Origin of the sequence: Paenibacillus sp. J14 (assembly GCF_000518465.1) — a bacterium.
Classification (GTDB): Bacteria; Bacillota; Bacilli; order Paenibacillales; family Paenibacillaceae; genus Fontibacillus; species Fontibacillus barengoltzii.
Map to the genome: position 1 here is coordinate 1 of NZ_JADQ01000044.1, position 12,709 is coordinate 12,709.

Below are 12,709 nucleotides of genomic sequence, written 5' to 3' on the forward strand. Positions count from 1 at the left end.
CGGTTGAAGGACAAGCGAGTAAGCAGGCAACGCCGCAGCAGTCGATAAACATGCGGCAATTGCTCAAGAACGTGACGCAACCGGTCAAGGGTTGTATCGCTGGAATGATTCGCATGCTGCAAGGACCGAAGCAAAGCAGCACAACGGGTATGGCACTCAAAGCACTTCGCGGATAACGGCAAAAAATTCTGACAAATCACTTGTGTTTGATGAAAGAACGAAGCAAAGCGCTTACAAGGAAGAGGTTCCTTCGGGGTTCGCGTTCCAGGCATCTTAAATGACTGCCCACGCTAGCTTGACACTGACGCGTATGGGCGGCAAGATGCGGAGGGCGGTTGGATTGAGGTATAATAGATTTATCTATTTGGTGGAAATACTAAGCAATAATCGAGCCAGGAGCTCGAAGGGGGCGGCGAAGATGAGGACGGGCTTACTCGTATGGTTTCTATTTATCAATGCGGTCGCCTATCTGGTGATGTCCGATGACAAGAGGCGGGCGCGGCAGAGGCGGGATCGGATCCCGGAGCGAACGCTGTTTCTGCTTGCTGCGTTGGGCGGAGCGCTGGGGGTCCTCATTGCGATGAACACGAAGCGCCATAAAACGAAGCACCTCAGCTTCCGGGTGGGCATCCCCGTATTGCTGGTTTTCAACGCCGTACTTTATGGGTATTTTATGATATAGACTCTTGGGACAAGTGAGGTGCTTTCCATGCTATTTCAAAAGATATTAGCCGCGTATGACGGTTCGAAAGCAGCCAACAAAGCGCTGGACAAAGCGATTGAATTGTGCAAAACGACACCCGAAGCCCAGCTGGAGGTCCTGCATGTGTACGACTTCCCGCGATTTTACGTAGCCGAGGGCTTTGCGCCGGTCCCCGCTTCGATGAATAAGGATTTCTATGAGCTTGCAGAGCGAACGGCCGAGGAAGCGAAGAAACGCGTGGAGGCCGCAGGTCTGGAGCCAAAAGTTGAAATGGTCCAAGGGCCCCCAGCCGAGACGATTCTAGAGCATGCCCAGAAGAGCGGAGCCGATCTGATTGTCATTGGCAGCCGCGGATTGGGCGGCATTCGCGAATTTGTTCTTGGCAGCGTCAGTCACAACGTCGTCCAGCATGCCCGGATCCCAGTACTCGTTGTCAAATAAAATAAGAGCGAGTTTATACCAGAAAGCCTGACCGATTGATTTCGGTTGGGCTTTTTTTGCTTTATGAGAGCTTGTTGGGAGCATGTCGGGATAGGTGCAGGTAGCTCTAACGCTTGCCAGGAAGCTTATTGCGGCGAAAAACAGTAATTTTCATTTCTAACGCTGATCAGCGTTCTTATTTGGGTGGGGAGCCGCCTTTTTCGGGGGAAAACCCCGAAATAAGATGTCCCATAAGCGTTACAAGTTGCACGTACCGATTTTAGCCCAAATCGCGTTCCACCCAAGCGTTAGAACTTTTTGACAAAGGTAGAACATGACTCCCCAATTGTAGAACATCACTCCTGCACCTCCACCAAGGGAGATTTCTGTAAGGGAAACTAACGCTTGTCCGACAAGTTTGGGGAATATGCCCAAATTTTTTTGGGCGTTTTTCCGGTTGGTGTGTAGGGATCTGTAGTTTTTTATAGTCTCCAAAGTAAGGTTATGTTCAAATGTTACGATTACTCACATCGAATAGAGGATGTGTTTAGTCGCAAGGGCATGAAGGGATAACGGAAAGGGGTGCGCCCGCAGGCACATCCAATAACCGAACGCGGAAAGGAGGTCTGCCGTTGATTCGTTTTCGACAGGTAGATAAGCATTTTGGTCATTTTCACGTCCTGAAGGGGATTGACTTACAGGTTGAGGAAGGGGAAGTCGTCGTCGTTGTTGGCCCGTCGGGCTCGGGAAAAAGCACGATGCTGCGCTGCATTAACCGGCTGGAGACGATCACGAGCGGGGAGCTGACGGTAGGCGGCCTCCCGGTCCATGACCGCAAGACAGATATCAATAAGCTGCGCCGCGATATCGGGATGGTCTTTCAGCACTTTAATTTGTATCCGCACAAAAAGGTGATCGACAATATCACGCTGGCGCCCATTAAGGTGCTGGGCATCTCCAAAGCGGAGGCGGAGCAGACGGCGATGTTTTATCTGGAGAAGGTGGGAATTGCCGATAAGGCGTCCGCCTATCCGTCCCAGCTGTCTGGCGGGCAGCAGCAGCGGGTGGCCATCGCCCGGGGGTTGGCGATGAAGCCGAAGATCATGCTGTTTGACGAACCAACCTCGGCGCTGGATCCGGAGATGGTCGGCGAGGTGCTGGATGTTATGCGGACGCTCGCCCGCGAAGGCATGACCATGGTTGTGGTCACGCATGAGATGGGGTTTGCCCGCGAGGTGGCAGACCGGATTGTGTTTATGGACCAAGGGCAAATCGTGGAGGAAGCAGGGCCGGAGGAGTTCTTTGCAAATCCGCGAGAAGAGCGGACGCGAACGTTCCTGAGCCGTCTGTTGAGCCACTAAATCAATCGATAATCAAGGGGAGGAAGAGAAATGAAGAAGCGTTGGAGGCTGATTAGTATTGCGGTGGTATGTGCGTTGACGGTGCTGGCCGGATGTGCCAGCAATGGGGCAGGCGGCAACGCAGCAGGGAACGGCGGGAATGCCGCTTCGGCAACCGGGGAGAGCGGAAGCGGGGCCTTGGCGAAAATTAAAGATCGCGGCAAACTGTTGGTTGGCGTGAAGTACGACACGAAGTTGTTTGGTCTGAAAGACCCCTCCACCGGGAATGTCGAGGGATTTGATATCGATATCTCCAAGGCGATCGCCAAGCACATTCTCGGTGACGAGAATGCCCTGGAACTGAAGGAAGTGACGTCGAAGACGCGGATTCCGATGCTCAATAATGGGGAGATCGATATGATCGTAGCTACGATGACGATTACCGAGGAACGGAAGAAGGAAGTCGACTTCTCCGATGTTTATTTCCAAGCTGGTCAATCGCTGCTGGTGAAGAAGGGCAGCCCGATCACCGGCATTGAAAGTCTGACGGCTGATTCGACGGTGCTGGGCAGCAAAGGCTCAACCTCGGTGAAAAATATCCGCGAAAAAGTGGAAGGCATCAAGGTGCTGGAGTTCGACAACTATCAGGATGCGTTTAACGCCCTGAAGGCGGGGCAAGGCGACGCGCTGACGACGGACGATGCGATTCTTTACGGGATGGCGGCTCAAGACCCGAATTATGAGGTGGTCGGCAAGCCGTTTACCGATGAACCTTACGGCATTGCGGTACAGAAAGGCAACTCAGACATCGTACAGGCAATTAACGATACATTAAAAGAGCTTCATGACAGCGGGGAGTACGACAAGATATACGAAAAATGGATCGGCAAGAAGCCGGGCGAATAATTCGTGATGGATTTTACGATTCTAACTGACTATTTTGACGTGTACCTGGAAGGGTTCCGGGGAACGGTGCTGTCCAGCTTGCTGGCGCTGGTCGGAAGCTTCGTGCTGGGCGCCTTGATCGCGGTGTTCCGCATCGGCCCCGTCCGGCCCCTGCGCTGGTTCGGAACAGGTTACGTGGAATTTATCCGCAATATTCCGTTGCTGCTTGTCGTATACATTTTCTATTATGGACCAGCCGCTTTAGGTTTACCGCTGGACGGTTTCACGGCGGGGACAATCGGGCTTGCGGTATACACCTCTTCGTTCATTGCTGAAGCAATTCGTGCCGGGATTCAAGCGATCCCCCAAGGGCAAACGGAGGCGGCTCGCTCGTCCGGGTTGAGCTACGTGCAAACGATGCTGCATATAATCCTGCCGCAGGCCATCAAGCTGGTGATTCCGCCGCTCGGGAACCAGTTCATCAATTTAATCAAAAACTCATCAGTTTTAACGATTGTGGCCGGGCTTGACCTGATGTATTTTGCCGACATCGTAAATGCCGATACGTACCGGACGTTTGATACTTATATTTTTGTCGCGTTGTTCTATCTGGTGCTGACCTTGCCTTTAAGTTATGGCGTAAGGGTGTGGGAGCGAAGACTTGAGAAAAAATACTGAAAGGAGGCCTGAAGTTCGATGGATTTTGCTGGGGCGTACAGTACGGAGAATTTGCGCTTCTTAGCGGATGGACTTTACGTGACGTTGATTGTCGCCGGGCTGTCCATCGTGCTAAGCTTCCTGATCGGCTGTATTGTGGGCGTAATCCGGTATACGAAATTGCCCGTGCTGTCGCCTATCATGCTGGTGGGGGTTGAGCTGATCCGCAATTTGCCTCTGCTGCTCATCATCTTCTTCATGCGGTTCGCCTTGCCGGAGGTCGGCATCAAGCTTGGGCTTGTCGCCGCGACGGTAACCGGGCTGACGATCTTTGAGGCCGCGATGATCTCCGAAATCGTGCGCAGCGGCCTCGCCTCCATCGACAAAGGACAAATCGAGGCGGCCCGTTCGTCAGGACTCAGCGCTGTTCAGACGCTATGGCACATCGTGCTGCCGCAAGGCTTGCGGCGGATGGTGCCGCCATTAGTGAGCCAGTTCATTTCGCTGCTCAAGGACACGTCGCTGGCGGTGGTCATCTCCTTGCCGGAGCTGATGCATCATGCGGGGATCGTTATTGGTCACGGCTACACGTATACGATACCGATTTTGATGCTGGTGGCACTGATTTATTTTACGGTCAATTTTGTGCTTTCGGTAATCTCGAGACGTTTGGAGGCACGGCGAGCTTAGGCATCAACTGACACAATACTAACATATAATGGTATATAAGGCATAGTCATCCTTCCCTGGATGTGGTACGATATGGATCAAAATCACTCACGGAATCCGGGGGAGCGGGGATGCGGAGCGTGATTATCAAGACCTTTCAAAGATCCGCTTACGTTCAGATCGCGGTCATCGCGATCGGGACGGCCTTGGCGGGGGAACTGAAGATCAATCCGTTTGTCGGCGACATCTTTCGGATTGGTCTGGGGAGCAGCGCGTTTTTGTTGTTTTTGCTGCTGCTGCGGCAGTTGCCGTACCTCGTGACGGGCGTCATCACCGGCGTGGTAGTGCTGCTGTTTCGTACAGGACTGGATCAGGTGCTGGACAACGGATTGACTGTGGCGGAGAGCGTGACAAGGCATTGCTCGGCGGCGGTGTATTATATCGTGTTCGCACTAGGGATGAGCCTGATCAAACGGCGCTTGGATCGCTTCTATCCTTTGGTGCTGGGAGCCGTGACCGCGGTCATTGATCTGATGTCCAATGAGTCGGAGCTGCTGACTCGGTTGCTGGTGACTGGCACGGCGACGTTTAAGCTGAACGAGTGGGCGTTTCTCATGATGATTGCCATGCTGCGTACTTATTTTGTTACCGGGATCTACAGCAGCATTTCCGTCAGCCGGATGCGGATCATGCAGCAGGAGCAGAATCGGCGGATTGAACAGATGCTTAGTTTTAGCTCCGGCCTATATGGAGAGGTCTTCTACCTGAAGAAATCCATTGGTACATTGGAGGAGTTGACCTTGCGCAGCTATGAGATGTACCGTCGGTTATCGGAGGAAGGCCTGGAGGAGCATAAGCGTTATATTCTTGGGATTACGGAACAGATCCATGAGGTGAAGAAGGATTCGCAACGGATTTTGGCGGGGCTGATTAAGCTGACCGACCGTGAAGTCCCGGGGGATATGCCGCTGTCGAACTTGGTCCAATATATCATTGACAGCACACGGCAGTATGCCGATTATTTGGGGAAGCAAATCGTGTTTACGCAGAAAATCTCCCTGGATTACGATACGGCCAATTACATTCCCTTGCTGACGCTGCTGGGGAACTTGACGGCCAATGCGGTAGAGGCGATCCAGGGCCGGGGGCAGATTCATTTGGAGATTCGCGAGCAAGCGGGATCGACCTTGCTTACGGTGAGTGACAGCGGGAGCGGCTTCCCGCAGGACGAGCGGGAGCTGGTCTTTGAACCAGGCTTTACGACCAAATTTGATGAGGAAGGCGTCGCGGCGACGGGGATAGGATTATCCCATGTGCGCGATATCGTGACCCGGTTCGGCGGGGACATCTCGCTGGGGACGGCCCCCGGGCTGGGCGGCGCGATGGTCCAAATCCGGATTCCGACCCCAAGCTTGCAGAAGTCGGCGGCGCCGGCTTAAAGCTAGTTTCGTTTCAACCGTATCCTTGGCAAACCGCTTATAACCTAAAGTGTAAGGAGGTTATCCGATGCCGCTCTCTTTTTGTATCGTTGACGATGATGCCAGTGCACGAAAAATGCTGCAGTACATTATCGAGGACAGCGGTCTGGGCGAAGTGACGGGGACAGCTGGCGGCGGAGCGGAGGGAGTGCGGCAAATTTTAAGCGAGCCGCCGGATATCGTGCTGATGGATTTGCTGATGCCCGATCAGGACGGTATTGAGGTGATCGATTCCTTGCGCGCTCAAGGCTGCAGCTCCCGGTTCGTGATGATCTCCCAGATCGAAAATCAAGACATGGTTGGACGGGCGTACCGAAGCGGGATTGAGTTCTTCATTCGCAAGCCGATCAACCGGATCGAAGTGGAGACGGTGCTGCGGAAAATCAACGAACGCTATGCGTTAGGACACTATTTAGATGAAATCAAATCGAGTCTGAAGAAGCTGGAGGACTTGCGCAGCGCACCGCCGGCGGGTCAGCACAAGCGAACGGTCCGAGAGGCGATTCAACCGATCCTGATGAATATGGGGTTGATTGGCGAAAGCGGCAGCCGCGATATGATTAACATCATGGAGCTGCTGCTGGAGCGGGGAAGTGAACCTGGCGGGAATCTGCCGCCGCTGAAGGAGTTGTATCGTCAAACTGCAGCCACGTACAAGACAAGGCCTGAGGAGATCAACAAGGAGGTCAAGGCGATCGAGCAGCGGCTGCGCCGCGCATTGATGGCCGGGCTGACGAACCTGGCTTCGCTGGGCTTGACGGATTACGGAAACCCTCGGTTTGAGTATTATGCTCCGCTCTATTTTGATTTCGAGGATGTGCGGCTCAAGATGAAGGAGATCGAAGAGGGGCGCGAGCCGGGCAACAACAAGGGGAAGGTGAATATTAAGAAGTTCCTGCAGGTGTTGTTCATTGAAGTGCAGGAGCAGTTGGGCGGCTGAGAGATGAATTGGAATTGGGGCTAATGCATAAGCGGGCGTGCAACTAAAGTAAGGGACGCCGATGTCGCCGAATAAAGTGGTAGAGCGCAGGTTGTCGACCGGTCGTCAGGCTGAAATCTAAAATAACTGGAATAAGTAAGGTTAATTTCGGGGAATCGGCGAGATTTTAGCAATTTAACTGGAAATCCTGCTGTTATTTTGAGCGGTAGATTGGAATTTTGGGGTTTTGGTCCGAATTAAGAGTAACTTTTACATCTAATTGTTTTCAAATACGGAGGATAGGCAAAATTAAAGGTACTTTTTACAGTAAATTTGCGGTAGACTTCTGACCCAGAACCGCATTCGATAGAGACCCTAGTCTGTTTGACAGACTAGGTTTTTTGTGTTGGGGAGACATTGTTCAAAAACGAACATTCGGATTTTACATTCTTTTAATGTTCGGATTTGAGTTGACATCCCGTGTCCGCCATTGGTACACTAGGAGAGGAAAGGCGGCTCGCCGCCGAACATCATAATCTCGTATAATGCCGGGAATAGGGCCCGGAAGTTTCTACCCGAGAACCGTAAATTTTCGGACTACGAGCGAATACGTGATGAAGGTAAGGCTACTCCGCACGGAAGGCCTTCTTTTTATGAGCCTGGGCTTGTAAGCACCGGGCTTTGCGTTGCCAGCGGCGAGGCTGTAGCTGCCCGCACGCAGGTGTCGTATTTCGCAGGGTCCGCGAATTTCGGGAAATAGTGTTCCCAGGAAGTTCGGGGCCCTTTTTACGTATTCGGCTAATTCTATAGATAGGTTCACAAGAAATATGAACGTGGAGGTTGAGGCATGACAGCACAAGTCGCCGTAATCATGGGCAGCAAATCGGACTGGGAGACGATGTCCCATGCCTGTGCCGTTTTGGATGAACTGCAGATTCCTTACGAAAAAAATGTCGTATCTGCGCACCGCACCCCGGATTTGATGTTTGAATTTGCCGAACAGGCCGCAGCCCGCGGTTTGAAGGTCATCATCGCCGGGGCTGGCGGAGCCGCCCACCTGCCGGGGATGGTGGCGGCCAAAACTACGCTGCCCGTCATCGGCGTGCCGGTGAAGTCGGCCGCGTTGAACGGGCTTGATTCGCTGCTGTCGATCGTGCAGATGCCAGGCGGCATCCCGGTGGCGACGGTAGCGATCGGCAAAGCCGGGGCGATCAACGCCGGGCTGCTGGCGGCGCAAATTCTGGGTGCGTTTGACCCTGAGGTCATGCGCCGGGTGCAGGAGCGCCGCGATCGGATCAAAGCCGAGGTGCTGGAGAGCAGCTCGGAGTTGGGAGCCGCGGAATGAGCAGCGGCGTGATGGGCAAAACAGGCGGCAGCAATGGCGCCCCGGTGATTGCGCCGGGCGCAACGATCGGCGTGCTGGGCGGCGGACAGCTTGGCCGGATGATGGCGCTGGCCGGGAGCAATCTTGGCTACCGATTCGTAGCCATGGATCCGACGCCGGATGCGCCTTGCGGTCAGGTAGCGGGGCAGATCGTCGCCCGCTACGATGACCAGGACGCGGCGCGTGAGCTCGCGGCGCGGGCCGATGTGATCACGTACGAGTTCGAAAACGTCGACGCCGGCGTAGCCGCGTTGTTGGAGGAAGCATCGTACGTGCCCCAAGGCAGCCGATTGCTGTATACCACTCAGCATCGGTTGCGGGAGAAGCGAGCCATCGAAGCAGCGGGCGTGAAGGTCGCGCCGTACGCAGAGATCGGCAGCGAGGAAGAGTTGCGCGCAGCCGTGGCTCGGTTGGGCCTTCCGGCTGTGCTGAAGACGGCCACCGGCGGGTATGACGGCAAAGGCCAATGGGTCATTCGCAGCGAGGCCGAGATTGCGCCGGCCTACGCCGCGTTGAGCCGGGCTGGGACCGAGCTCGTGCTCGAGCAATTTGTCCCGTTCGTCAAGGAGCTGTCGGTGATTGCGGCGCGCAGCCCGCGCGGAGAAATAAAGACGTTCCCCGTAGCGGAGAATATTCATATCGACAATATTTTGCATGTCTCGATTGTGCCGGCTCGCGTGGAGGAGCAGGTGCAACGGGAGGCGGAACGGCTCGCGGCCCGAATCGCCGAAGGCTTGGAGGCCGTTGGCCTGCTGGCGGTAGAGATGTTTCTGACCGAGGACGGGGAGCTGTTCGTCAATGAACTGGCGCCAAGACCGCACAACTCCGGCCATTATACGATGGAGGCTTGCACGACTTCCCAATTTGAACAGCATGTTCGGGCGATCTGCAATCTGCCCCTAGGTCCGGTGGAGCTGTTAACGCCGGTCGTGATGGTCAACATTCTGGGCGAACACTTGGAGGCGGTACGCAAGGCCGTAGTTACGGGCCAGTGGTTTGGCGAAGCCGGCGGTGAAACTGGATTCCCGGTGATCCCCAAAGTACACTTATATGGAAAGCACGGAGCCGCTCCTAAACGGAAAATGGGGCATATCAATCTGATCTGCCGCAATGTGGAGGACGGGCTGCGTTGGATAGAGCAAACCAACATTTGGAGGAATGAACGTAAATGATCGAACGCTACAGCAGACCGGAAATGAGAGCGATCTGGACGGAGGAGAACAAATTTAAGGCTTGGCTGGAAGTGGAGCTGTGCGCTTGCGAGGCTTGGGCCGAGCTTGGCGTGATCCCGAAGGAAGACGCCAAGCTGCTGCGCGAGAAGGCTTCGTTTGACATCAACCGGATCTATGAAATTGAGCAGGAAACCCGCCATGACGTCATCGCGTTTACCCGCGCCGTCTCGGAAAGCTTGGGGCCGGAGCGGAAATGGGTGCATTATGGCTTGACCTCGACCGACGTCGTCGACACGGCGCTGGGGTATTTGTTGAAGCAGGCCAACGCGATTTTGGAACGGGATATTTTGAACTTTATCGACATTCTCAAAGAAAAAGCCTTGGCTTATAAAGATACCCCAATGATGGGGCGGACCCACGGTGTCCACGCAGAGCCGACCACGTTTGGTCTGAAAATGGCGCTTTGGCACGAAGAAATGAAACGGAATCTGGAGCGGTTCCGCCGGGCAGCTGAGAATGTTCAATTCGGAAAAATCTCCGGTGCCGTTGGGACTTACGCGAACATCGATCCGTTTGTAGAAGAATTTGTTTGCCGGAAGCTGGGCACGACACCGGCGCCGATTTCGACGCAGACGCTGCAACGCGATCGTCACGCCGAATATATGGCAACCTTGGCTTTGATCGCGACCTCGCTCGACAAGTTCGCCACGGAAATTCGCGCGTTGCAGAAGAGCGAATTCCGCGAGGTGGAAGAGGCCTTCGCCAAAGGGCAAAAAGGCTCCTCGGCCATGCCGCATAAACGTAACCCGATCGGCTGCGAGAACATCTCCGGCTTGTCCCGCGTGATCCGCGGTCACATGATTTCGGCTTATGAGAACGTGACGCTGTGGCATGAACGCGACATTTCCCACTCTTCGGTGGAACGGGTGATTCTGCCGGACGCGACGATGCTGCTGAACTACATGCTGAACCGCTTCGGCAATATCGTGAAGAACCTAACGGTGTTCCCGGAAAATATGAAGCGCAACATGGCTCGCACCTATGGCGTACCGTTCTCCGGCCGCGTGATGACGAAGCTGATCGACAAAGGCTTCAGCCGCGAGCAAGCGTACGACACAGTGCAGCCGCGGGCGATGCAGGCGTGGGAGACCCAACGTCAATTCCGCGACATTATTGAGGAGACGCCGGAAATTACCAGCGTCTTAAGCAAAGAAGAAATTGATGATGCTTTTGATCCGTCCTGGCATCTGAAGCATGTGGATACGATTTTCCGGAAGCTTGGATTGATTGAGTAGGATCTGATCTTGCAGTGATAGGGAGGAGAGCTTCATGACGGTACCGGCAATTTCTACCGCGGCGGATTTGGTGAAGGCCCCGCTGCTGTACAAAGGCAAGGTCCGGGAGTTGTACGACCTCGGCGAGCATTATTTGATCGTGGTCACGGACCGCATCTCCGCGTTTGATTATGTGCTGGAGCCGGCGGTGCCGGACAAGGGGAACGTGTTGAACCGGCTGAGCGCGTTTTGGTTCGACAAGACGCAGCATCTGCTGGAGAATCACGTGATTCATACGGACGTGGAGCGGCTAGGGGACGTGATTCCGTCAGAGCATCGCGAGGCGTTGCGCAACCGGATCATGGTGACCCGCAAAGCTGAACGCATTGACATTGAATGTGTGGTGCGCGGTTATGTGACCGGCGGCGGCTGGCGGCAGTATGAGAAGACCGGCACGATTAACGGCATTGAGTTGCCGGAAGGGCTGCGGAAGAACGCGAAGCTGGCGGAACCGATTTTTACGCCGGCGGCGAAAAATGACGTGGGCCACGACGAGGACATCTCGTTCGCTGAGATGGTGGACAAAGTCGGCCAGGAATTGGCTGAACAGCTGCGGGATCGCAGCCTGGAGATGTACGCCTACGCCCGGGATTACTGCGAGGAACGCGGCATCCTGCTCGCAGACTGCAAGCTGGAATTCGGGATGGTGGACGGCAAGTTGATTGTGATCGACGAGATGTTTACGCCGGATGCATCGAGATTTTGGGCCAAAGAGAACTACGCGCTGGACATCGAGATCGACAGTATGGACAAAGAGCCGGTGCGTACGTATCTAGCCGGTTCCGATTGGGATAAAGAGAGCCCGCCTGATCCGCTTCCGGCGCAGGTGGTTGAAGAGACGACACGGCGGTACCGTGAAATTTACCGGCGATTGACGGGAGCCGAGTTGGCGTAGGAACTGTGTTCAATATAGCCTTTTAGCTCTAACGGACCCTAGGGCCCTTATTGGCACAGATTCGCAGGGAAGACTGATATAACGGACCGAGGGGACCTTATTTGGCCGGGGCGGTCCAGTTTGTTGCCGGATGGGGCCCAATAGCGGCGGTAGAGTCCGTTAGCCGGGGAAATATACGGGAAATGAGTAAATAACGTCACTGAGGTCCATTAGAGAATGGACATGGGGTACTCTGAGGTAGGTCTTCTGTGCATTATCCCTTTGGATCAGAGGGGCAGGAGCTTGGGAGACAAGAAGACCCTCAACGAGCGAGACAGCAAGGAAATTAGACAGGAATGCCAGAAAGCAAGCTTAAAGCATGAAGGAAAGTTGGAAGGCAAGCATAAGCACGAAGGCAAGTTAGAAGGCAAGTTAGAAGGCAAGTTAGAAGGCAAGTTAGAAGGCAAGCTTAAAGGTTAGCTTTAAGGCAAGCTAGAAGGCAAGCTAGAAGGCAAGAAATGCCCCAAGCGATAGCACAAGCAATTATCAAATGTAATTATCATTTCCATCCAGATACCAAGCGGCTGCGCCGCACAAGTCCAAACTTAGGAGGAACACGAGGAACATGATTAAAGCGAGCGTTTATGTCACGATCAAGCAAAGCGTACTTGACCCGCAGGGGGTTGCCGTTCAAGGGGCACTCCATTCGATGGGGTTCAGAGAGGTGGACAGCGTCCGCATCGGTAAATATATGGAGCTGACGCTCGATACGAACGATCGCTTCGAAGCGGAAGCTCGAGTGAAAGCGATGTGCGAGAAGCTGTTGGCCAATACGGTGGTAGAAGACTACCGCTTTGAATTGGAGGCTTAAACT

The 12,709-nt window shown here is 54.3% G+C and carries 14 protein-coding genes, 1 pseudogene and 1 riboswitch; all 15 genes and pseudogenes read left to right on the forward strand.

Translation table 11 applies throughout. The features are described 5' to 3' along the window. Positions 1-176: pseudogene (locus tag M891_RS25360) on the forward strand (ISLre2 family transposase); the annotation flags it as partial. A gap of 242 nt (positions 177-418) precedes the next feature. Continuing rightward, on the forward strand, positions 419-682 hold the full coding sequence (locus tag M891_RS0116020; protein ID WP_028539530.1) for a DUF1294 domain-containing protein: 264 nt from the start codon (positions 419-421) through the stop codon (positions 680-682). A gap of 27 nt (positions 683-709) precedes the next feature. Continuing rightward, on the forward strand, positions 710-1,144 hold the full coding sequence (locus M891_RS0116025) for a universal stress protein (protein ID WP_028539531.1): 435 nt from the start codon (positions 710-712) through the stop codon (positions 1,142-1,144). A gap of 611 nt (positions 1,145-1,755) precedes the next feature. Beyond that, positions 1,756-2,484, forward strand: a complete 729-nt coding sequence (locus tag M891_RS0116035) for an amino acid ABC transporter ATP-binding protein (RefSeq protein WP_016313462.1) — start codon at positions 1,756-1,758, stop codon at positions 2,482-2,484. A 30-nt stretch (positions 2,485-2,514) separates the two neighbouring features. Next, a complete protein-coding gene (locus tag M891_RS0116040; RefSeq protein ID WP_028539532.1) occupies positions 2,515-3,369 on the forward strand; it encodes a glutamate ABC transporter substrate-binding protein in 855 nt (284 codons plus the stop codon). A 3-nt stretch (positions 3,370-3,372) separates the two neighbouring features. Beyond that, the gene (locus M891_RS0116045) at positions 3,373-4,026 is read left to right on the forward strand and encodes an amino acid ABC transporter permease (protein WP_028539533.1); all 654 of its coding nucleotides are present in this window, start codon (positions 3,373-3,375) and stop codon (positions 4,024-4,026) included. Positions 4,027-4,044: 18 nt separating this feature from the next. Further along, positions 4,045-4,695: an amino acid ABC transporter permease gene (locus tag M891_RS0116050; RefSeq protein WP_028539534.1), complete on the forward strand. Its 651-nt coding sequence runs from the start codon at positions 4,045-4,047 to the stop codon at positions 4,693-4,695. A gap of 110 nt (positions 4,696-4,805) precedes the next feature. Beyond that, complete coding sequence (locus M891_RS0116055) at positions 4,806-6,113, forward strand: ATP-binding protein (RefSeq protein WP_036700711.1); 1,308 nt, start codon at positions 4,806-4,808, stop codon at positions 6,111-6,113. Positions 6,114-6,180: 67 nt separating this feature from the next. Continuing rightward, a complete protein-coding gene (locus M891_RS0116060) occupies positions 6,181-7,092 on the forward strand; it encodes a response regulator (protein ID WP_028539536.1) in 912 nt (303 codons plus the stop codon). Between the two features lie 497 nt (positions 7,093-7,589). Continuing rightward, a riboswitch (purine riboswitch) is annotated at positions 7,590-7,691 on the forward strand. Positions 7,692-7,918: 227 nt separating this feature from the next. Further along, positions 7,919-8,416, forward strand: a complete 498-nt coding sequence (gene purE, locus M891_RS0116065) for a 5-(carboxyamino)imidazole ribonucleotide mutase (protein WP_016313456.1) — start codon at positions 7,919-7,921, stop codon at positions 8,414-8,416. Next, complete coding sequence (gene purK, locus M891_RS0116070; RefSeq protein ID WP_028539537.1) at positions 8,413-9,627, forward strand: 5-(carboxyamino)imidazole ribonucleotide synthase; 1,215 nt, start codon at positions 8,413-8,415, stop codon at positions 9,625-9,627. Before purE ends, purK begins: the two co-directional genes overlap by 4 nt. Beyond that, positions 9,624-10,922, forward strand: coding sequence for an adenylosuccinate lyase (gene purB, locus M891_RS0116075; protein ID WP_028539538.1), 1,299 nt, complete (start codon positions 9,624-9,626; stop codon positions 10,920-10,922). Before purK ends, purB begins: the two co-directional genes overlap by 4 nt. 34 nt (positions 10,923-10,956) lie before the next feature. Then, the gene (locus M891_RS0116080) at positions 10,957-11,856 is read left to right on the forward strand and encodes a phosphoribosylaminoimidazolesuccinocarboxamide synthase (RefSeq protein WP_028539539.1); all 900 of its coding nucleotides are present in this window, start codon (positions 10,957-10,959) and stop codon (positions 11,854-11,856) included. A 282-nt stretch (positions 11,857-12,138) separates the two neighbouring features. After that, entirely contained in the window at positions 12,139-12,315 is a 177-nt protein-coding gene (locus tag M891_RS0116085; RefSeq protein ID WP_157268822.1) for a hypothetical protein, read from the forward strand. A gap of 145 nt (positions 12,316-12,460) precedes the next feature. Beyond that, positions 12,461-12,706, forward strand: coding sequence for a phosphoribosylformylglycinamidine synthase subunit PurS (purS, locus tag M891_RS0116090; protein WP_009224523.1), 246 nt, complete (start codon positions 12,461-12,463; stop codon positions 12,704-12,706). Positions 12,707-12,709: the final 3 nt, after the last annotated feature.